The sequence below is a fragment of the uncultured Luteimonas sp. genome (assembly GCF_947492465.1).
Lineage (GTDB): Bacteria > Pseudomonadota > Gammaproteobacteria > Xanthomonadales > Xanthomonadaceae > Luteimonas.
The window spans coordinates 35,853-57,249 of the sequence record NZ_CANLNF010000012.1 but is presented as its reverse complement, the minus strand read 5'-3'; the positions used below and the strand labels follow the sequence as shown (position 1 = coordinate 57,249).

General features: G+C 70.0%; 17 protein-coding genes. 1 reads left to right on the top strand and 16 read right to left on the bottom strand.

Translation table 11 applies throughout. The annotated features are described in order from the left end of the window. Positions 1-207: 207 nt before the first annotated feature. Together secA and Q0863_RS17485 are read right to left on the bottom strand one after the other, a co-directional pair. The gene (gene secA, locus Q0863_RS17490; RefSeq protein WP_298581439.1) at positions 208-2,937 is read right to left on the bottom strand and encodes a preprotein translocase subunit SecA; all 2,730 of its coding nucleotides are present in this window, start codon (positions 2,935-2,937) and stop codon (positions 208-210) included. Positions 2,938-3,294: 357 nt separating this feature from the next. Continuing rightward, a complete protein-coding gene (locus tag Q0863_RS17485; RefSeq protein WP_298581438.1) occupies positions 3,295-4,206 on the bottom strand; it encodes a M23 family metallopeptidase in 912 nt (303 codons plus the stop codon). Between the two features lie 75 nt (positions 4,207-4,281). Here Q0863_RS17485 and Q0863_RS17480 point away from each other — a divergent pair, with 75 nt between their 5' ends. Beyond that, positions 4,282-4,701, top strand: a complete 420-nt coding sequence (locus Q0863_RS17480; RefSeq protein WP_298581437.1) for a DUF721 domain-containing protein — start codon at positions 4,282-4,284, stop codon at positions 4,699-4,701. A 392-nt stretch (positions 4,702-5,093) separates the two neighbouring features. On the opposite strand, the gene lpxC is transcribed toward Q0863_RS17480, so the two are convergent. The 14 genes from lpxC to mraZ all read right to left on the bottom strand — a co-directional run bounded on the left by lpxC (position 5,094) and on the right by mraZ (position 21,080). After that, on the bottom strand, positions 5,094-6,002 hold the full coding sequence (lpxC, locus tag Q0863_RS17475) for a UDP-3-O-acyl-N-acetylglucosamine deacetylase (RefSeq protein WP_298581436.1): 909 nt from the start codon (positions 6,000-6,002) through the stop codon (positions 5,094-5,096). 249 nt (positions 6,003-6,251) lie between these two features. Next, positions 6,252-7,487: a cell division protein FtsZ gene (gene ftsZ, locus Q0863_RS17470; protein ID WP_298581435.1), complete on the bottom strand. Its 1,236-nt coding sequence runs from the start codon at positions 7,485-7,487 to the stop codon at positions 6,252-6,254. Positions 7,488-7,731: 244 nt separating this feature from the next. After that, positions 7,732-8,967 (bottom strand): cell division protein FtsA, encoded by a 1,236-nt coding sequence (gene ftsA / locus Q0863_RS17465; protein WP_298581434.1) that lies wholly within the window; start codon positions 8,965-8,967, stop codon positions 7,732-7,734. Further along, positions 8,964-9,791: a cell division protein FtsQ/DivIB gene (locus tag Q0863_RS17460; protein ID WP_298581433.1), complete on the bottom strand. Its 828-nt coding sequence runs from the start codon at positions 9,789-9,791 to the stop codon at positions 8,964-8,966. Before Q0863_RS17460 ends, ftsA begins: the two co-directional genes overlap by 4 nt. A 133-nt stretch (positions 9,792-9,924) precedes the next feature. Further along, on the bottom strand, positions 9,925-10,872 hold the full coding sequence (locus Q0863_RS17455) for a D-alanine--D-alanine ligase (protein ID WP_298581432.1): 948 nt from the start codon (positions 10,870-10,872) through the stop codon (positions 9,925-9,927). Then, positions 10,869-12,317 carry a UDP-N-acetylmuramate--L-alanine ligase gene (gene murC / locus Q0863_RS17450; protein WP_298581431.1) on the bottom strand — a complete coding sequence of 483 codons (1,449 nt, stop codon included), beginning with the start codon at positions 12,315-12,317 and terminating at the stop codon, positions 10,869-10,871. Before murC ends, Q0863_RS17455 begins: the two co-directional genes overlap by 4 nt. Beyond that, positions 12,314-13,651 (bottom strand): putative lipid II flippase FtsW, encoded by a 1,338-nt coding sequence (gene ftsW / locus Q0863_RS17445; RefSeq protein WP_298581430.1) that lies wholly within the window; start codon positions 13,649-13,651, stop codon positions 12,314-12,316. Before ftsW ends, murC begins: the two co-directional genes overlap by 4 nt. Continuing rightward, positions 13,651-14,736 (bottom strand): phospho-N-acetylmuramoyl-pentapeptide-transferase, encoded by a 1,086-nt coding sequence (gene mraY, locus Q0863_RS17440; protein ID WP_298581428.1) that lies wholly within the window; start codon positions 14,734-14,736, stop codon positions 13,651-13,653. The genes ftsW and mraY overlap by 1 nt, the downstream gene beginning before the upstream one ends. Continuing rightward, positions 14,726-16,108: a UDP-N-acetylmuramoyl-tripeptide--D-alanyl-D-alanine ligase gene (gene murF / locus Q0863_RS17435; RefSeq protein WP_298581426.1), complete on the bottom strand. Its 1,383-nt coding sequence runs from the start codon at positions 16,106-16,108 to the stop codon at positions 14,726-14,728. Before murF ends, mraY begins: the two co-directional genes overlap by 11 nt. Next, entirely contained in the window at positions 16,105-17,577 is a 1,473-nt protein-coding gene (locus Q0863_RS17430; RefSeq protein WP_298581424.1) for a UDP-N-acetylmuramoyl-L-alanyl-D-glutamate--2,6-diaminopimelate ligase, read from the bottom strand. The genes murF and Q0863_RS17430 overlap by 4 nt, the downstream gene beginning before the upstream one ends. Beyond that, positions 17,574-19,343, bottom strand: a complete 1,770-nt coding sequence (locus tag Q0863_RS17425; protein WP_345780532.1) for a penicillin-binding protein 2 — start codon at positions 19,341-19,343, stop codon at positions 17,574-17,576. Before Q0863_RS17425 ends, Q0863_RS17430 begins: the two co-directional genes overlap by 4 nt. Positions 19,344-19,417: 74 nt before the next feature. Further along, positions 19,418-19,681 carry a cell division protein FtsL gene (gene ftsL, locus Q0863_RS17420; RefSeq protein WP_298581423.1) on the bottom strand — a complete coding sequence of 88 codons (264 nt, stop codon included), beginning with the start codon at positions 19,679-19,681 and terminating at the stop codon, positions 19,418-19,420. Further along, a complete protein-coding gene (gene rsmH / locus Q0863_RS17415) occupies positions 19,678-20,637 on the bottom strand; it encodes a 16S rRNA (cytosine(1402)-N(4))-methyltransferase RsmH (protein ID WP_298581421.1) in 960 nt (319 codons plus the stop codon). The genes ftsL and rsmH overlap by 4 nt, the downstream gene beginning before the upstream one ends. Then, positions 20,634-21,080 (bottom strand): division/cell wall cluster transcriptional repressor MraZ, encoded by a 447-nt coding sequence (gene mraZ, locus Q0863_RS17410; RefSeq protein WP_298581419.1) that lies wholly within the window; start codon positions 21,078-21,080, stop codon positions 20,634-20,636. The genes rsmH and mraZ overlap by 4 nt, the downstream gene beginning before the upstream one ends. Positions 21,081-21,397: the final 317 nt, after the last annotated feature.

The following is a 21,397-nucleotide window of genomic DNA, read 5'->3' as shown; positions in this document are numbered from 1 at the left end:
CGAACGCCTTCGCGCGCGAGCGCGCTCCCACAAGTCGCGGGCCGTCCGCACCCTGTGGGAGCGACCTTGGTCGCGAAGGTCCCTGCTGCCAGGCCATCCGGCCCAGCCCGGACCACCGCGCCTTCGGGGTACGGGAAATCGCCCGCAGGCGGCGCACGGCGCCGGGGGAGAAGGCGACCGTGCCTCCCCCGTGTCGCCCCTCGTCGGTCAGGCCAGCTGGCCGTGGCAGTGCTTGTACTTCTTGCCGCTTCCGCAGGGGCAGGGATCATTGCGGCCGATCTTGGCGCCGTCGCGCACGATCGGCGACTGCGCCCCGTGCTGGTAGTCGGGCTGCGCGGCTTCCTCGTCGGCGCTGTAACCGCCCGCGTCGGCATGCTGGAACTGGGCCTGGCGCAGGCGCGCCTCGGTCTGCGCGCGCTCCTGTGCCTCGATCGCGGCCACTTCCTCCTCGGTGCGCACGCGCACGCGCGCCAGCAGGGTCACGACCTCGCGCTTGACCTTGTCCAGCATCTCGCTGAACAGTTCGAACGCTTCCTTCTTGTACTCCTGCTTGGGCTGTTTCTGCGCATAGCCACGCAGGTGGATGCCCTGGCGCAGGTAGTCCATGCGGCCGAGGTGCTGCTTCCAGTTGTCGTCGAGCACGTTGAGCATGATGTGCTTCTCGAGCGCGCGCATGGTCTCGCCGCCGACCTGCGCTTCCTTGTCGGAAAACACCTGGTCGAGCGACTCGCGCACATGGTCCTGGATGTCGTCGGCGTCGAGTTCCTTGCGCGTCCTGGCCATGCCCTGCAGGTCCAGGCGCAGGCCGAATTCCTGCTCCAGCGTCGCCTCCAGGCCCGGCAGGTCCCACTGCTCGTCGATGGAATCGCGCGGCACGAAGCGCTCGACGGTATCGATCACCACGTCGCCACGGATGCCCTCGATGTTGTCCTTGACGCTCTCGGCGTCCAGCAACTCGTCGCGCTGGCCGTAGATCACCTTGCGCTGGTCGTTGTTGACGTCGTCGAAGTCGAGCAGGTTCTTGCGGATGTCGAAGTTGTGGGCCTCGACCTTGCGCTGCGCGTTGGCGATCTGCTTGGACACCAGCGGCGACTCGATGATGTCGTCTTCCTTCAGGCCCATGCGCGCCATGACCTTCTGCACCCAGTCGGCGGCGAAGATGCGCATCAGGTTGTCTTCGAGCGACAGATAGAAGCGGCTCGAACCGGGATCGCCCTGGCGTCCGGAACGGCCGCGCAGCTGGTTGTCGATGCGGCGCGACTCGTGACGTTCGGTGCCCAGGATGTGCAGGCCGCCCAGCGCCACCACCTCGTCGTGGCGCTTCTGCCACTCCGCGCGCACACGCGCGCGGTCGGCGTCGCTGGCGTCCTCGCCCAGCGCGTGCAGCTCGACCTCCAGCGAACCGCCCAGCACGATGTCGGTGCCGCGGCCGGCCATGTTGGTGGCGATGGTCACGGCCTTGGGCTGGCCGGCGTTGGCGATGATCTGCGCTTCGCGCTCGTGCTGCTTGGCGTTGAGCACCTCGTGCGGGATCTTCTCGTTGCGCAGGAACTGCGACAGCAGCTCGGACACCTCGATCGAGGTGGTGCCCACCAGCACCGGCTGGCCGCGCTCATAGCAGTCCTTGATCTCGTTGCACACCGCGCGGTACTTGCCGTTGCGGTTGAGGAACACCGCATCGGGGTGGTCGACGCGGATCATCGGCCGGTGGGTGGGGATCACCACCACTTCCAGGCTGTAGATGCTGTTGAACTCGAAGGCCTCGGTGTCCGCCGTGCCGGTCATGCCCGACAGCTTGCCGTACATGCGGAACAGGTTCTGGAAGGTGATGCTGGCCAGCGTCTGGTTCTCGCGCTGCACCGGCACGCCTTCCTTGGCCTCGACCGCCTGGTGCAGGCCGTCGGACCAGCGGCGCCCGGTCAGGGTGCGGCCGGTGAACTCGTCGACGATCACCACCTCGCCATCGCGCACGATGTAGTCGACGTCGCGCTGGTACAGCGCGTGCGCGCGCATCGCGGCGTTGAGGTGGTGGACCACGTGGATGTTGTGCGGGGCGTAGAGGTCGTCGCCCTCTTCCAGGATGCCGGCGCGATGCAGCAGGGTTTCTGCATGTTCCTGTCCGGCCTCGGACAGGTGCACCTGCTTGCCCTTCTCGTCCACCCAGTAGTCGCCCACGCCGTCCTCGACTTCCTGGCGCTTGAGCGAGGGCACGATGCGGTTGACCTTGATGTACAGCTCGGGCGACTCGTCGGCCGGGCCGGAGATGATCAGCGGGGTCCGCGCCTCGTCGATCAGGATCGAGTCGACCTCGTCGACGATGGCGTAGTGCAGGCCGCGCTGGAAGCGGTCCTGCCTGGACATGGCCATGTTGTCGCGCAGGTAGTCGAAACCGAATTCGTTGTTGGTGCCGTAGGTGATGTCGGCGCGGTAGGCGGCGTGCTTGTCGCCATGGTTCATGCCCGGATAGACCACGCCCACGCTCAGGCCCAGCCAGTTGTAGAGCTTGCCCATCTGCGCGGCGTCGCGGCGGGCCAGGTAGTCGTTGACCGTGACCACGTGCACGCCCTTGCCCTCGAGCGCGTTGAGGTAGCACGGCAGCGTCGCGACCAGGGTCTTGCCTTCGCCGGTGCGCATTTCGGCGATCTTGCCCAGGTGCAGCACCATGCCGCCGATCAGCTGCACGTCGTAGTGGCGCATGCCCAGCACGCGCACGCTGGCCTCGCGGCACACGGCGAAGGCTTCGGGCAACACCTTGTCCAGCGTTTCGCCCTTGGCGACGCGCTCGCGCAGTTCGGGGGTCTTGGCCTGGAGTTCGGCGTCCGACAGCGCCTGCATCTGCGGTTCGAGGGCGTTGATCTTCTTGACGATGCCGCCGAGCTGCTTGATGAGGCGGTCGTTGCGGCTGCCGAAGACGCTGGTGAGCAGGCGATTGAGCATGGGTTTACCGGAAGCTGGACGGGGCCGGCTGTTGCGCCGGAGGAGGCGCGCCGGCAATGAAAAAGGGCGCAGTGGCGCCCTTTTCGATGGCAACGCGCATTGTACCGTGGTGGCGGCCGGGAGCGTTTGCAAGGGGCGCCAGACGTCCCCCAACGCGCCCCGCGAGCCGAACGCGTCGCCACGCGCGACATCGGTGAACAACCCCGCTATGGACGTTCGACGCCCCTGGTGCTGGCTCGGGACCGCACCTGCAGCGGCTCACCGCCCTTGCCCGCTGCCCAGCGCCTTGCGTCCCTCCCCCGGGGCGCATGCGCCCACGCAGAGGCGACTCGCCCGAAGGCCGACCGGCCGAAGCCCTCAGCCGCGCTTGGCGCCCATCTCGCCCAGGAACTTGCGCGGGTTGTGCACGCGCCCGTTCTCCCAGACTTCGAAGTGCACGTGGGCGCCGGTGGAGCGGCCGGTCGAGCCGGCCCTGGCGATCTGCTGGCCCACGCGCACCAGATCGCCGACCTTCACCGTGTTGCGCGAGTTGTGCGCATAGCGGGTGACGTAGCCATTGCCGTGGTCCACTTCGACCACGTTGCCATAGCCGCTGCGCACGCCGGAATAGCTGACCACGCCGTCGGCCACGGTCAGGACCGGATCGCCGGTGTTGGCGTCGAAATCGATGCCCTTGTGGAACTGGCTGCCGCCGCCGAACGGGTCGGCGCGGCCGCCGTAACCCGAGGTGATGTAGCTGCTGGCGACCGGCGAGCGCGAGGGCACCGCGTTGCGCTCCAGTTCCTGGTCGAACAGCAGCGCCTCGAGCACCGACAGCTGGCGTCCGGCGTTGCCGAACTGCGCATCGACCTCGTCGAGGCCGCCGACCAGCTGACGCGCCGGCATGTCCTGGCTGGGTTCGGCGCCGCCCAGGCCCACCGGCCGGTCGAAATCGAACTCGCCGTCGCCGAGCTTGGCGATGCGCGTGAGGCGGTCGCCCAGCGCATTGAGGCGGTTGGCCTGCGCCTGCAGTTCGCCCAGGCGCGCGGCCAGCGCATTCACTTCGCGCTGCGCCTCGCGGCGGGTGGTGTCCAGCGCCTGCTCCTGGCTGGCGACCTGGCGTTGCAGATGGCTCATGCCCGAGGCATTGAGGCCACCGCCGATGACGACGCCGACGCCGAGCAACAGCAAGGCCGCGGCCAGAGGGCGTTCGTGCAGTCGCTTGCGTGCACGTTCGCCCACGTTCCTGAGCGTCGACAGCGTCTGCACCTGGATTGTGTGTAAAGTCATGTGTCTATGTCTGATTTCCGATCGCGGCGGTCCAGTTCGCCAAAGGTGCCGCCTGCTGCGGATCGCTCCGCGACCATGCAGACAGCGCTCGATGCACTGCTGTCCGGTACCGCCCGCGATCCCGTGCGCCATGCGCTGGGGCTCGACGCGCTGGACCGCCAACTGCGTCCCCTCCTGCCTCCGGGGCTGGCCGCACACGTGCGGCTGGCCAACGTCGTCGACGGCAGGCTGGTGTTCCTCGCCGATTCCCCCGTCTGGCACGCCAGGCTGCGCCTGTCGGCCGACGAACTGCTCGACGCTGCCCGCTCCGTCGGGCTGGAAGTGCGTGAGGTCACCGTCCGGACGACCTCCCAACCGATCCGGCCCGACGCGCGGCTTTCCGCGCAGGTCGCGCCCCCCTCCCGCGGACCCGGCCCGGCTGCGCAGGAGGCATTTCGCGCCGCGCTGGAAGCACTGGACGAACCCGGACCGGAAGACCCGAAGAGCCGCGGCTGAGCCTGGTTCCCGGGATCCGCTGGGCGGTTGCCCGGCCTCCCGGCCGGCCCACGCGGACAGGGCATGCTAGCGGCCACTTTCCGGCGAAACGTTAATGCGCCGCTTCACGAGCGTTCCAATTTCGTTAATTTGTTGTTACCAATCCGCATTTTCGGCCAGAAATGGCGGTTGGCAGGCGTGAAGAGCCCGTGCAGGCGGTTCAGCCAGCGGGGCAGCTTGTGAAGGAATCCGGGGCGTTCGGCCCTGAGGCGCCATGCCCTGGCGCGTTCGGGAGCCATCGCACAGCGGAAAGACGTCCGACGCGATGCGGGCACATTGCAGCGCCCGCGACCAGGTAGCCGGACGTCAAGCGGCCAATCGGGACATCCCGCCGCTGCGCCGCGGGAGGAAACTCAGGCGGCGACGGGCTCGCCGTAGACGACCGGCGGCGGCGCGGTCCTGGCGAAGGTGACTTCTTCCCAGCTTTCGCGATTGGCCAGCAGCGCGCGCACCAGCTTGTTGTTGAGCGCGTGTCCCGACTTGTAGCCCTCGAATGCGCCGAGGATGGGCCGGCCGGCCAGGTACAGATCGCCGACCGCGTCGAGGATCTTGTGGCGCACGAACTCGTTGGCGTAGCGCAGCCCGTCGTCGTTGAGCACGCGGAACTCGTCGAGCACGATCGCATTGTCCATCGAGCCGCCGAGGCCGAGGTTGCGTTCGCGCATGTATTCCAGGTCGCGCATGAAGCCGAAGGTGCGCGCGCGGCTGACTTCGCGGATGTAGTTGCCGGTGGAAAACTCGACCTGCGCGCGCGACTGCGACTGCGGGATGGCCGGGTGGTCGAATTGCACGGTGAAGCCGAGGCGGAAGCCGTCGTAGGGCTCGAAACGCGCGATCTTGTCACCCTCGCGCACCTCGATCGGGCGCCTGATGCGGATGAAGCGCTTGGGCGCATCCTGCTCGACGATGCCGGCAGACTGCAGCAGGAACACGAACGGTCCCGACGAGCCGTCCATGATCGGCACTTCCGGCGCGGACAGTTCCACGTAGAGATTGTCGATGCCCAGTCCGGCCAGCGCCGACATCAGGTGCTCGACGGTCTGGACCTTGGCGCCATCGCGCGACAGGCCGGTGCACAGCGTGGTCTCGCTGACCAGTTCACCGGCCGCGGGAATCTCGACCACCGGGTCCAGGTCGACCCGACGGAACACGATGCCGGTATCCGGGGCGGCCGGGCGCAGCGTCAGGAAGACCTTGTTGCCGCTGTGCAGGCCCACGCCGGTGGCGCGGATCACGTTCTTGATGGTGCGTTGCTGCGGCATCTGTTCGGCCTGTTGACGTCCGTGGCAGCCCCGGAAATGGGGGCAACGGCGCAGATTATCACTCCGCCCCCTGAACTGGACGGGAGTGGCGGCGTGCCCGGACTGGGGGTTCGAGGGCCGGATTGCGCCCTCCCGGCGGGCCGCGGAAGGCCCGACCAGGGACTCGCGACGGCGTGTCGGACCGGGGCCCGATCCTGCCCTCCCCGCGGTTGGGGGGGAGGACAGGACTCGTCCGGCCCGCACTCGCCGTCAGTCCGCCTGGCGGCGCAGGAACGCGGGGATGTCGAGGTAGCTGTCGCCCAGGTCGGCCACCGGCGGGGTGGCCGGCGCGGTCTCGGCGGCGACGCTGCGGCCGCGCAGGCCCGAGGCGATGCTGCTGCCGCTGGCGAACGCGTCGTTGCCGTCCTCGATGAACATGCCGGTGGTGCCGTCGCGCTTGCCGGTGTTGATCAGCTGCACGTGCGGGCGGCGCGCCTGCTCGAAGCTGCCCTGGTCGGCGCCGCGGCCGGTGCCGCGGGCCACGCCGCGGTTGAGGCCGGTGGCGACCACGGTCACGCGCACGTCGTCGGCCATGTCCGGATCGAGCACGGTGCCGATGACGATGGTGGCGTCCTCGCTGGCGAAGTTCTCCACGGTGCGGCCGACTTCGTCGAACTCGCTCATGGTGAAGTCCGGGCCGGCGGTGATATTGACCAGGATGCCGTTGGCGCCGGCCAGGTTGACGTCGTCGAGCAGCGGGTTCTGGATCGCGGACTCGGCGGCGGCCTGGGCGCGGTCGTCGCCGCGGGCGTGGCCGGTGCCCATCATCGCCAGGCCCATCTCGGACATGACGGTGCGCACGTCGGCGAAGTCGACGTTGATCAGGCCGGGGCGCACGATCAGGTCGGCGATGCCCTGCACGGCGCCCAGCAGCACGTCGTTGGCGGCACGGAAGGCCTGCACCATGGTCGCGTTGCGGCCGAGCACGGTGATCAGCTTCTCGTTGGGGATGGTGATCAGCGAGTCGCAGTGCGAGGACAGGTCCTCGATGCCCTTGAGCGCGACCTGCATGCGGCGGCGGCCCTCGAACGGGAACGGCTTGGTGACCACGGCCACGGTCAGGATGCCCATCTCCTTGGCCAGCTGCGCGACCACGGGCGCCGCGCCGGTGCCGGTGCCGCCGCCCATGCCGGCGGTGATGAAGACCATGTCGGCGCCCTGCAGCGCGTCCATGATGATCTCGCGGTCCTCCAGCGCGGCCTGGCGGCCGACCTCGGGGTTGGCGCCCGCGCCCAGGCCCTTGGTGACGTTGCCGCCGAGCTGCAGCTGCAGCTTGGCGCCGCAGTTGCGGATCGCCTGCGAGTCGGTGTTGGCGGTGATGAACTCGACGCCGTCCACGCTGCTGTTGACCATGTGCGCGACCGCGTTGCCGCCGCCGCCGCCGACGCCGATCACCTTGATGACGGCGTTCGGGGCCATCTTCTCAACCAGTTCGAAATGTGCCATGTCCTTGTCCTCTCTAGTTTGAGCCGGGAGTGGGGAGTGGGGATTGGGGATTCGGAGAAGCTCCGGTTCCATCACCACTTCGCTCATCACCGGCGTTCTTATGAATTTCGCGCCGTACCGCTGTCGCCTTCCGCCTTCGCCTCACCTGCTCGTTCTTCTCTGCTGTTGCCGCGTTGTTGCCGTTTGCCGTTGCCGTTCCGAATCCCCAATCCCGCATCCCCAATCCCGTTCCGCGGCGAGTTCGTCAGAACTCGCCGCGGAACCAGGTACTGACCTTCTTCAGCAGGCTGCCCGCCTTGCCGGTCGGCAACGACGGACGCCTGGGATTCTCGATCTGGCTGCCCATCAGCAGCAGGCCCACGCCGGTGGCGTGGACCGGGTTGTTGACCACTTCGCCCAGGCCGGTGACGTGCTGCGGAATGCCCACGCGCACCGGCATCTGCAGCATCTCCTCGGCCAGCTCCACCACGCCCTCCATCTTCGCGGCGCCGCCGGTGAGCACCATGCCGGCGCGCACGTGCTGTTCGAAGCCGGAGCGGCGCAGTTCGGCCTGCACCATCTCGAAGATCTCCTCGTAGCGCGCCTGCACCGCCTGCGCCAGCGACTGGCGCGGCAGGCGCCGCGGCGGGCGGTCGCCCACGCTCGGCACCTGGATCGATTCCTCGGACGTGGCCAGCTGCGCCAGCGCACAGGCATAGCGCACCTTGATCTGCTCGGCCTCGGGCGTGGGCGTGCGCAGCATGTGCGCGATGTCCTCGGTGACCTTGTCACCGGCGATCGGCAGCGAGGCGGTATGGCAGATCGCGCCCTGCACGAACACCGCCAGATCCGTGGTGCCCGCGCCCATGTCCACCAGCACCACGCCCAGCTCGCGCTCGTCGCCGGTGAGCACCGCGGTGCTCGAGGCCAGCGAGGACAGCACCAGGTCGTCGATCGACAGGCCGCAGCGCTGCACGCACTTGGAGACGTTGGCCGCGGCCGACTGCGCGCACACCACCAGGTGCGCATGCACCTCCAGGCGCACGCCAGTCATGCCGACCGGGTTGCGGATGCCTTCCTGCGAATCGTCCAGCACGTATTCGCGCGGGATCGCGTGCAGGATCTTCTGGTCGGCCGGGATCGCCACCGCTTTGGCCGCGTCGAGCACGCGGTCCAGGTCGGCCCAGGTCACCTCGCCGTCGCGGATCGGCACGATGCCGTTGGAGTTGCGGCACTGCACGTGGTTGCCCGAGATCGACGCATACACGCTGCGGATCTCGCAGCCGGCCATCAGCTCGGCCTCTTCGATGGCGCGCTGGATCGACTGCACGGTGGATTCGATGTCGACCACAACGCCGCGCTTGAGCCCGCGCGATTCGTGCGAGCCGATGCCGATCACCTCGATGGGATTGCCCGGCGAATACTCGCCGACCAGAGCCACCACCTTGGAGGTGCCGATGTCGAGGCCGACGATGAGGGCCTTGTCGCCTTTGCGGTTCATGTGGAGAAGCCGGGATTGGGGATTCGGGATTCGGGATTGGGGAGGGCGGGCCGGCCGGGACTCACCGATGCGTGCGCATCGGCTTTCTCGAATCCCGAATCCCCAATCCCCAATCCCGGCTTCGCCCACTCAAGGGCGAAGCCATTGGTGTAGCGCAGGTCCGCGCGCTGCAGCGGCTGCGGATTGCGCGAGAGCAGCTGCGGCAGGACGCGCGCGAAGCGCTTCAGGCGCAGGCGCGCCTCCTGGCTGCCGACCACCACCTCGACGCCGTTGTCCAGGGTCAGCGACCAGCTGTCGCGGCTGTCCAGCGCCAGGCGCTCGACCGAGTAGCCGCCCGGCGCGAACATCTCGCGCGACTCGTTGTAGAGCGCGACCACGTCCGGAACCCGCGCATCGGCCGCGGAGAGTTGCGGCAGGCCGGCGGGCACCTCGATGCCGGCCACCGGGAACAGGCGTCCCTGCTCGGACAGCAGGCGGTCGTCGCCCCAGCGCGCGAACGGACGGTGTTCGACGATGCGCACCTCCAGCACGTCCGGCCAGCGCTTGCGCACCTCGGCATGCTCGACCCAGGGCAGCCGCGCGATCGCGGCGCGCGCCTGGTCGAGCTTGACCGCGAAGAAACCCGAAGCCGCATACGGCAGCAGCGTTTCGCGCAGGCGCGCGGTGTCCACGCGTTCGAGCCCGTCGGTCACGCGCAGGGTGCGCAGCGGCCAGCGCTCGGCGCCGATCCAGCCGTTGAGGACCGCGACCACGGGCAGGGCCACCAGGGCAATGGCGATCGCCCAGGTGCCGACCTGCAGGGTGCGGCGAAGCGCGGCGTTCATGGTTCGCCTCCTGCGGAGGCGACGGGATTCGGGATTGGGGATTGGGAATTCGGGAAAGCGAGGCCACCGGCGCACGCGCGCGCAGGCGCGTTCGCGCTTCCGAATCCCGATTCCGGAATCCCGAATCCCGGCTTCACAGCGTCTGCTCCAGCACGCGCCAGCACAGCTCGGCATAGTCGATGCCCAGCTGCGCGGCGGCCTTGGGCACCAGCGAATGACTGGTCATGCCGGGCGCGGTGTTGACCTCCAACAGCAGCAGGCGACCGCTGGCGCGTTCGCGCATCAGGTCGACGCGGCCCCAGCCGCTGCAGCCGGCGGCGGCGAAGGCCGCGAGCGACAGTTCCCCGATTGCGCCCTCGCCCGCCTCGTCCAGCCCCGGGCACAGGTACTGGGTGTCGTCGGCGATGTACTTGGCGTTGTAGTCGTACCACTCGCCCGCCGGCACGATCCGGATCGAAGGCAATGCGACGCCACCGAGGACGGCGACGGTGAGTTCGTCACCCACCACCATCTCCTCGACCAGCATCTCGCCGCCGTACCCGCGCGCGACCTCGACCGCCCGCGCGACGTCAGCCTGCGCCACCACGCGCGCGACGCCCACGCTCGAGCCCTCGCACGAGGGCTTCACGAACGCCGGCAGCCCGACCTGCACGATCGCGGCCGCCAGGTCGCCGCCGGCCGGCACGCGGGCGAAGCGCGGCGTCGGCAGTCCTTCGGCGATCCACACCTGCTTGGTGCGGACCTTGTCCATGGTCAGCGCCGATCCGAGCACGCCCGGGCCGGTGTACGGCACGCCCAGCGCCTGCAGCAGGCCCTGGACCACGCCATCCTCGCCGCCACCGCGGTTGCCGTGGAGGATGTTGAACACGCGATCGACGCGGCCGGCGCGGATCGCATCGACCAGCGCCGGAATCCCGTCGACCGGCTGCGCGTCGACGCCGCGCGAGCGCAGCGCCTCGAGCACGCCGCGGCCCGAATCCAGCGAGACCTCGCGTTCGGCGCTGGTGCCGCCCATCAGCACGGCGACGCGACCGAAGACGGACGGGTCGGTGAAGCGCGGCGCGGGCACGGCCGGCGTCATCGGGCCACCTCCGCGAAGCCGTCGCGCGCCAGCTGCTGCGCCGCGTGGCCGATGTCGCCGGCCCCCATCATCAGCAGCAGGTCGCCGTCCTGCAGCACGTCCGGCAGCACGTCGGCCAGTTCCTGCGCGCCGTTGACCACGACCGGGTCGATGCGGCCGCGGGCGCGGATCGCACGCGCCAGCGCCTTGGCGTCGGCACCGGCGATCGGCGTTTCGCCGGCCGGGTAGACCTCGGTGAGCACCAGCGCGTCGACGTCGGACAGCACCGCGGCGAAGTCGTCGAACTGGTCGCGGGTGCGCGTATAGCGATGCGGCTGGAACGCGACCACGAGGCGGTGGTCGGGCCAGCCGCCGCGCGCGGCCTCGAACACCGCCGCCAGTTCCCTGGGATGATGGCCGTAGTCGTCCACCAGCTGCACCTGCGCGCCCTGCGCGGTACGCAGCTGCGCGAGCAGGTTGAAGCGGCGGCCGATGCCTTCGAACTTTTCCAGCGCGGTCGCGATCGCGGCGGGCTCCACGCCCAGCTGCCAGCCGATCGACGAGGCCGCCAGCGCGTTGAGCACGTTGTGGCGGCCCGGCAGCGCCAGCGTCACCGGGGTGCGCGAACCGTCGGGCAGGCACAGGGTGAAGCGCATCGCGGCGCCGCCCTGCTCCACGTCCTCGGCGCGCACGTCGGCGCCGGCGGAGAATCCATAGGTCATCGCATGGCGCGGCATGTCCTGAGCCAGCTTCGCCACTTCCGGATCGTCCGCGCACAGCACCGCCAGGCCGTAGAACGGCAGCCGGTGCAGGAACTCGGAGAACGCCGCCTGCACCCGCGCGAAGTCGCCTCCGTAGTTCTCGAGATGGTCGGCATCGATGTTGGTGACCACCGCGATCAGCGGGTTCAGGCGCAGGAAGCTGCCGTCGCTCTCGTCGGCCTCGGCCACCAGCCACTGCCCACCGCCCAGGCGCGCGTTGGCGCCCGCGGCCAGCAGCTGGCCGCCGATCACGAAGGTCGGATCCAGCCCGCCCTCGCCCAGCACGCTGGCGGTGAGCGAGGTGGTGGTGGTCTTGCCGTGCGTGCCGGCCACCGCGATGCCGCGGCGGAACCGCATCAGTTCGGCCAGCATCTCCGCGCGCGGCACGATCGGAATGCGCTGCGAGCGCGCCTCCATCAGCTCCGGGTTGTCGGGGCGGATCGCGCTCGACACCACCACACAGTCGGTGCCCAGCACGTTCGCCGCCGAATGTCCGCGATGGACGGTCGCGCCCAGCCGGGTCAGGCGCTGCGTGGTGGCGTTGTCGGCGGTGTCCGAGCCCGACACCTCGTAGCCCAGGGTGCACAGCACCTCGGCGATGCCGCTCATGCCGGCGCCGCCGATACCGACGAAATGCACGCGCGAGAACGCGCGGGCGATGCTTTCCTTGCTCAGGTCGCTGGCGGCTAGCAGGCGACGGATCATGCGTTCCTCCCGAGGCCGCCGAAAGTCGGCTCGATGCGCGGGCGCAGGCGGCTGGTGCCGCGGGCGCTGGCCACCGCGGACGGCGGTGGCTGGGTGGTGGGCGGCGGCGGTGGGCCGGACTCCGCGGCCGTGCGTGCGCCTTCGCCGCGCAGGCGCGCGACCTGGCGCTGGGCGCGGTCGAGCTCGTACGACACTCGCAGCAGCAGGCCGATCGCCACGCAGGTCATCATCACGCTCGAGCCGCCGGACGAGATCAGCGGCAGCGTCAGCCCCTTGGTCGGCAGCAGCCCGAGGTTGACGCCCATCGACACCAGGCTCTGCAGGCCGATCATCAGAGCCACGCCGAAGGCGACGTAGCCGGCGAAGTGACGGCGCATCTCCACGCAGCGATAGCCGATCCACAGCGCGCGGCCGACCAGCGCGGCGAACAGCGCGATCACGAACAGCAGCCCGAAGAAGCCGAGCTCCTCGCCGATCACGCTGAAGATGAAGTCGGTGTGGGCTTCGGGCAGGTAGGACAGCTTCTGGATCGAGCCGCCGAGGCCGACGCCGGTCAGCTCGCCGCGGCCGATCGCCATCAGCGCATTGCTGAGCTGGTAGCCGGCACCGAGCTGGTCGTCCCAGGGATTCCAGAACGAGGTGATGCGGCGCAGCCGGTAGGGCTCGATCACCGCCACCGCGACCAGCGCCGGCAGCAGGCCGAGCACCGGCAGCATCATCCGCTTGAGGTGGCCGCCACCGAGCACCAGCATGCCGGCGGTGACCGCGAGCAGCATCGTCGCCGAGCCGAAGTCCGGCTGCGCGAGCAGCAGCGCCACCAGCACGATCGCCACGCCGATCGGCTTGAGCATCGCGCCCCAGCCGGCGTTGACCTCGTCGCGGAAGCGCACCAGGTAGCTGGCCAGCCAGACCAGGTAGAGGATCTTCACCGCCTCCACGATCTGGAAGTTCGACACGCCCAGGTTCACCCAGCGCCGCGCGCCGTTGACGGTGTGGCCCAGCCCCGGCACGAACACCAGCATCAGCATCAGCGCGCAGGCACCCAGCAGCGCCTGCGGGTACTTCTCCACCAGCTTCAGGTCGGTGCGCATCACCAAGACGCACAGGGCGATGCCCACCGCGAGGAACACGATGTGGCGGCCGAGGAAGTAGAACGGCCCCTGGCCGAAGTTCTCCGCCACCGCGATCGAACTGGAGGCGACCATGACCACTCCGAAGGCGGCGATCGTCGCGGCGATGGCGATCAGCCAGCCGTCGTAGCGGCCGTCGATGGCGTCCAGGCGCGTGGCCTGGCGGGCGGTTTCGAACGCGCGGGAGTCGGTGGTCACGGCCATCAGCGCACCTTCAGCGTAGCGAGGCCGACCAGCACCAGGATCACCGAGATGATCCAGAAGCGCACGATCACGCGCGGCTCCGGCCAGCCCTTGAGTTCGAAGTGGTGGTGGATCGGCGCCATCCGGAACACGCGCTTGCCGGTGAGCTTGAACGAAGCCACCTGGATCATCACCGACAGCGTCTCGATGACGAAGATGCCGCCCATGATCACCAGCACCAGTTCCTGGCGCACGATCACGGCCATGGTGCCCAGCACCGCGCCCAGGGCCAGCGCGCCGATGTCGCCCATGAACACCATCGCCGGATAGGTGTTGAACCACAGGAAGCCGAGGCCGGCGCCGGCAATGGCCGCGCAGATGATGATCAGCTCGCCCGCGCCGGGTACCGGCGGGATCTGCAGGTAGCGCGAGAACTCGGCGTGGCCCGACGCGTAGGCGAACACCGCGATGCCGCCGGCCACCAGCACTGTCGGCATGATGGCCAGGCCGTCGAGGCCGTCGGTGAGGTTGACCGCGTTGGAGAATCCGACGATCCAGAAATAGGCGATCGCCACGAAGCTGATCCCGGCCAGCGGCAGCGCCACCGACTTGAACAGCGGCACGTAGAAGGTCGTCGCCGCGGGCACGTCCGCGTACAGGTACAGGTACAGGCCCGCGGCCAGGCCGAAGATCGACTGCAGCAGGTACTTCCAGCGCGACTTCAGGCCGTTGGGATCGCGCTTGACGATCTTGATCCAGTCGTCGTACCAGCCGATCGCGCCGAAGCAGACCATCACCAGCAGCACCACCCACACGTACTTGTTGCGCAGGTCGCCCCACAGCAGCACCGAGGCGGTGATGGTGAACAGGATCAGCGCGCCACCCATGGTCGGCGTGCCGGCCTTGGAGAAATGCGTCTGCGGGCCGTCCTGGCGGATCGGCTGGCCACCCTTGTACTGGGCGAGGCGGCGGATCACCGCCGGTCCCCACCACAGCGACAGCGCAAGCGCGGTCAGCGCGGCGAGGATGCCACGGAAGGTCAGGTAGCCGAACAGTCCGAACAGGCCCTCGACCTGCTGCAGCCAGCGGGTGAGTTCAAGCAGCATCGTGTTCCCCTGTTGACCGGGCCAGCAGCGCGTCGACGATGCGGTCCATGGCGCTGCCGCGCGAGCCCTTGACCAGCATCCGCACCTCCGGATGCAGGTCCCCGGACAGCGCTGCGGCGAGCGCATCGTGGTTGTCGAAATGGCGCCCGCCCTCGCCGAACGCCGTCGCGGCGGCAGCGCTGAGCGGCCCCAGCGCGTAGAGCCGCGCCACGCCGGCGCGGCGTGCGCGGCGGCCCGCCTCGGCGTGCAGGTCGAGGGCATCGGTGCCCAGCTCGCGCATGTCGCCCAGCACCAGCCAGGCATCGCCGCCGCCGGCCGCCAGCGTGTCGATCGCGGCGTTGAGCGATCCGGGATTGGCGTTGTAGCTGTCGTCGATCAGGATCGCGCCGCCGGCCAGGCGATGGCGCACCAGCCGGCCCTGCACCGGACGCGCCTGCGCCAGCGCCTGCCCGATCGCATCGATGCCGATGCCCAGCGCCAGCGCGATCGAGGCCGCCGCCAGCGCGTTGGCGACGTTGTGGCGGCCGGCCAGCGGCAGCGACACCGGCGTTTCGCCCATCGGCGCGACAAGCATGAAACGCGAGCCATCCGCATCCAGTTGCAGTTGACGCGCGGTCACGTCGGCACTGGCTTCCAGGCCGAAGCGGATCAGGCGACGGCCGTGCGCGCGCTCGGCGAAGTACGGTGCGAACGCATCGTCGGCGTTGATCACCGCCACGCCGTCGTGCGGCAGGGCGTCGTAGATCGCGGCCTTGGTGTCGGCGATGCCGAGCAGGCTGTGCATGCGCTCCAGGTGCGCGGGCGCGACATTGTTGACCAGGGCGACGTCGGGCCGCGCGATCGCGGTCAGGTAGGCGATGTCGCCGGGCTTGCCGGCGCCCATCTCGTAGATGGCCACCTCGGCATCCTCGGGCGCGTCGATCACCGCCAGCGGCAGCCCGATCTCGTTGTTGCGGTTGCCGGGGTTGGCATAGGCGCGCAGCGAGCGCGAGACGATGCCATGGACCAGCTGCTTGACGCTGGTCTTGCCGTTGCTGCCGGTGATGCCGACCACCTTGCCGGTGCGCGGACGCTGCAGCGCGGCCGCCAGCGCGGCCAGCGCGCGCTCGGTATCGGCGACCAGGATCTGCGGCAGCGGCGCGTCGACCGCGCGCGAGACCAGCGCGGCGCGCGCGCCGCGCCCGGCCGCCGCGGCGACATGCTCGTGGCCGTCGAAGTTGGCGCCCTTGAGCGCGACGAACAGCGCCGCGCGACCATCGCGCGTGTCGAGCGTGCGGGTGTCGGTCTCGACCGCGTCGATCAGCTGGTCGCCGTCGCCATGCAGGCGGCCCTGGGTCCACTGCGCGATGCGCGAAAGCGGCATCGGGATCATGCGCGGCCTCCCAGCGCTTCGCGCGCGACCACGCCGTCGTCGAAGGGATGCTTCACGCCCGCGACTTCCTGGTAGGCCTCGTGGCCCTTGCCGGCGACCAGGACGATGTCGCCGGCGCGCGCGCGGCCGATGGCCTCGACGATCGCGGCGCGGCGGTCGCGCTGCACGATCACCCGGCCCGGTTCGGCAAAGCCCGCGACGATCCCGGCCACGATGGCATCGCCATCCTCGCCGCGCGGGTTGTCGTCGGTGACCACGACCTCGTCGGCCAGGCGTTCGGCGATGGCCGCCATCTGCGGGCGCTTGCCGGTGTCGCGCTCGCCGCCGCAGCCGAACACGCAGACCAGCCGGCCGCGCAGGTGCCCGCGCAGCGACTCGAGCGCCTGCTCCAGCGGATCGGGCTTGTGCGAGTAGTCGATCACCACCAGCGGCAGGTCGCCGCCGCCGAGGCGGTTCATGCGGCCCGCGATCGGCTGCATCTGCCCGAGCACGGCGGCGATGCTGCCGGCATCGTGGCCGAGCGCATGCAGCACACCGGCCACGGCCAGCAGGTTGTCGATGTTGAAGCGGCCCAGCAGCGGCGACTGCACGCGCTGCACGCGGCCGTCGAGGTGCAGGTCGAAGGCGATGCCGTCGGCGTCGAGCTCGATTCCGGTGGCGCGCAGGTCGGCATCGTCCGCGCCGCGCGCGCTGGTGCCGATCGCCTGCAGCGAACCGGGCAGGTCCAGCGCCAGGCGGCGGCCGTACGCGTCGTCGAGGTTGAGCACCGCCGCGCGCAGGCCCGGCGTGGCGAACAGGCGGGCCTTGGCCGCGCCATAGGTCTCCATGTCGCCGTGGTAGTCGAGGTGGTCGCGGCTGAGGTTGGTGAACACGCCGACCGAGAAATGCACCGCGTCGACGCGTCCCTGGTCGAGCGCATGCGAGCTGACCTCCATCGCGACCGCCTGCGCGCCCTCGTCGTGCAGCTGCGCCAGCAGCGCATGGGTCTGCAGCACCAGCGGCGTGGTGAAGCCGGTCGCGCGCGCCTGGCCGTACAGGCCCGCGCCGAGCGTGCCGATGGTGCCGGCGCGCGTGCCGCACAGCTCCAGCGCCTGCGCCAGCAGCTGCACCGTCGAGGTCTTGCCGCTGGTGCCGGTGACGCCGATGGTGGCCATCCGCGCCGACGGGTGCCCGTGGAAGGCATCGGCCATCGTGCCCATGCGCGCGCGCAGGCCAGGCACGGCGATCGCATCGGCCGGCGGCGCCGGGACGTCGGCCGGCACCGGCGGTTCGAACAGGATCGCGGCGGCACCGGCCTGCGCCGCCTGCGCGGTGAAATGCAGACCGTGGGTACCGAAGCCGCCGATCGCGACGAAGGCATCGCCAGGACGCACGTCGCGGCTGTCGAGCACCAGGCCCGAGACCTGCAGCGTGGCCGGCACGCCGACCACGTCGGGCAGCAGCTGGGCCAGCGCCATGGTGCGGCTCATGGCGTCGCCCCGCTGCGGCTGGCCGGCAGGACCGGGGCCACGACCGGCGCCGCCGAAGCGGTGGCCGTGCCCGTCGCCCTGGCGCGCCTGGCTTCTTCCGCCGACTGCGCGGCCAGCCAGGTCTGGATGTCGTCGGGCGGCACGTCCATCAGCCGCAGGGCGCCCTCCATCACCCGCGCGAACAGCGGCGCGGAGATCCAGCCGCCGCCATAGGTCGAGCCGCCGCCGGAGGTGTCCGGATCGTTGACCACCACGGTCACGGCGAAGCGCGGCCGCTCGACCGGCACCAGGCCTGCGAAGTAGGCGATGTAGCGGCGCGAGTAGCCGCCGCCCGAGGACTTGCGCGCGGTGCCGGTCTTGCCGGCCACGTGGTAGCCCAGGATCGCGGCGCGGGTGGCGGTGCCGCCGGGCTCGGTGACGGTCTGCATCATCCGCATCACCTGCGCGGCCACCTGCGGGTCCAGCGCCTGCTGCGTATCGCCGCTGTGGCCGCCCTTGACGAAGGTCGGCGTCACCAGCCGGCCGCCGTTGCCCAGCGCGGCGTAGGCACGCGCGATCTGCAGCGGGGTGACCGACAGGCCGTAGCCGTATGACAGCGTCTGCTTGTGCGTGCCGCTCCAGCGCTCGGGCGGTGGAAAGGTGCCGGGCGCCTCGCCGGGGAAGCCGCTGCCGGTACTGGTGCCGAAACCGAAGCGGCGCAGGAACGCGTCGAACTGCGCGTCGGGCAACAGCTTGACGATCTTCGACACGCCCACGTTGGAGCTCTTGGTGATGATGCCGGTGGTGTCCAGCACGCCGTAGTTCTTGAAGTCGCTGGTGCGGTAGCGCCCGTTCGGGATCCAGCCCGGGCTGGTGTCGAAACGCGTGGTCGGCGTGATCACGCCCGCCTCGAGGCCCGCGGCGACGGTGAGCGGCTTCATCGTCGAACCGGGCTCGAGCAGGTCGGTCACCGCGCGGTTGCGGTAGGCGTCGCGGTTCTCGCCGCTGACCCGGTTGTTGTTGTACGAGGGCAGGTTGGCCATCGCCAGCACTTCGCCGGTGGCCACGTCCAGGATCACCACCGAACCGCTGGCGGCGCCGGTTTCGAGCAGGGTGCGCTTGAGCTCGCGGTAGGCCAGGAACTGGATGCGGCGGTCGATGCTCAGCACCAGGTCCTTGCCCGGCTCGGCCGGGCGGATCAGGTCGACGTGCTCGACGATGCGGCCGTGGCGGTCGCGAATCACCTTCTGCGCGCCGGGGGTGCCGCGCAGCCATTCGTCGAACGCCAGCTCCACGCCCTCCTGGCCCTGGTCGTCGATGTTGGTGAAGCCCAGCACGTGCGCGACGGCCTCGCCCTGCGGGTAGAAGCGGCGGAACTCTCGCTGCGAGAACACGCCCGGGATCTTCAACGCCAGGATCTTCTGCGCCACCGCCGGATTGATCCGGCGATGCCGCGGCACGTACATGAACTCCTTGTCGCTGCGCTGCGAGACGTAGCGCGTCAGGTAGTCCAGCGGCAGCTCGGTGGCCTCGGCCAGGCGCGCGATCGCAGCCGGATTGTTGGCCAGCTCCTGCGGATTGGCATACAGCGATTCGACCGGCGAGGAAACGGCCAGCGGCTCGCCGTTGCGGTCGGTGATCATGCCGCGCGAGGTCGGGATCGCCACCTCGCGCAGGAAGCGCGCATCGGCCTTCTGCTGGTAGAAGGCGTTGTCGACCAGCTGCAGGTCGACCGCGCGCACCACCAGCGCCACCGCGCACAGCCCCATCGCGCCGGCTACCAGCATCAGCCGGCCACGCAGGTTGAACTGCGCGCGCGGGCGCGGCTTCTTGGCCGAGCCGCCACTGGTCCTGACGAACCTCACGGCTGCACCACCACGATTTCGCCGGCAGCCGGGAACTTCATGCCCAGCCGCGTGCGCGCCACCTGGTCGATGCGGTTGCTCTCGGCCCAGGTGGCCTGCTCCAGCTGCAGCCGGCCGAACTCGATGTTGAGCTCGTCGCGCTCGCGCTCCAGGCGGGTCAGCTGCACGTAGAGTTCGCGATGCTGGTGGCGCGCGTATACCACGCCGATCGCGGAGATCACGCAGGCGATCACCAGCACGGCGGCGGCGAGCCGGGTCATGGCCGCGCCTCGGCGCCGGCCGCCAGCTTCTCGGCCACCCGCAGTACCGCGCTGCGCGCGCGCGGGTTGCCGGCGAGTTCGTCGGGGCGCGCTTTGGCCGCTGCGCCGATCGCGCACAGCGTCGGCACGAAACCGGTCGCCTCGGGCAGGCGCCGGTTGCCGGGCGGCGCCTTGGCGTGGGTGGCGATGAAGCGCTTGACGATTCGGTCCTCGAGCGAATGGAAGCTGATCACCGCCAGCCGTCCGCCCGGCCTGAGCGCGTCGTGCGCGGCCGCCAGCCCGCGCTCGAGGTCCTCGAGCTCGCGGTTGACGTGGATGCGGATGGCCTGGAACGACCGGGTCGCCGGATGGATGTCGTGGCGCCCGCGCGGCACCACCGAGGCGATGAGGTCGGCCAGCTCGGTGGTGCGCGCCAGCGGCCGGGTGGCGCGGTGCGCGACGATGGCGCGCGCGATGCGCCGGCTCATGCGCTCCTCGCCATAGGTCCACAGCACGTCGGCGATCTCGCGCTCGTCGGCGCGGGCCAGCCACTGCGCGGCGCTCTCGCCGCTGTCGGGATCCATGCGCATGTCCAGCGGGCCGTCCTTGCCGAAGCTGAAGCCGCGGCCGGCCACGTCCAGCTGCGGCGACGACACGCCCAGGTCCAGCAGCACGCCGTCCAGGCCCGCGCGGGCGGCGTCCCAACTGCCGAGCTCGGCGAAGCTGCCGCGGCGGATCGCGACGCGCGCGTCCGCGCCGAACTCGCGTTCGGCCACCGCAACCGCTTCGGGATCCTTGTCCATCAGCAGCAGCCTGCCTCCGCCTGCCAAGCGTTCCAGCACGCCGCGCGCGTGTCCGCCGCGCCCGAACGTGCCGTCCAGATACGTGCCGTCCTCGACCACGCGCAGCCCTTCCATGACCTGCTCGAACATCACCGGAAGGTGCGCGGAGCGGGCGCCCGCAGCACCCCCGGTCACAACTGCAGCCCGACCAGGTCGTCGCCGAAATCGTCGTCCCCGAGGGGCGTCTCGATCTGCGCGCGGTGCGCCTGCTCGCTCCAGAGTTCGAACTTGTCGCCCATGCCCAGCAGCACCGCCTTCTTCTCGATGCCCACGGCACCGCGCTGGCTGGCCGGGATGGCGATGCGGCCGTTGCCGTCGGGTTCGACGATCGCCGCCGCGCCCACCAGCTTCAGCTGCAGGCGGCGGTTGGCTTCCTTCACCCGCGGCAGGGCGTTGACGCCGTCGCGCACCTTCTCCCAGGCGGCGAACGGGTAGATGTAGAGCGAGCCCTTCTCGAAGGGGTTGTAGGTGATGACCAGGCGATTGCCGCATTCGGACGCGACGAGGTCCCGGTAGCTGGTCGGAATCGCCAGCCGGCCCTTGTCGTCGATCGTGATGGCGGTCTCGCCCTGGAACACCACTGCCTGCCCGGAGATGCCCGTCTGCGGCGGGCTTCAGCATCGGAAAACCACGAAATTCCCGGTTTCCCCACGAAGCGCCACCTTATGGACGGGTCACAGGGATGTCAACAGCTTTGATGTGGAAATTTCATTAATCCGGTCAATGACTTGCGCGATACTTCACAGACTTGTTCAAGCCTTATCCACAAGCTGCTGATTCGTCTCAAAAATTGAGAATGAGCGCCTCCGCCCGGGGCGGAGGATGGCTGGCGACCCGCGGGGACGCCGTTCATGCGCCCGACGCCAATTAGCGCCGCGTCCCACACGGGCCGTGA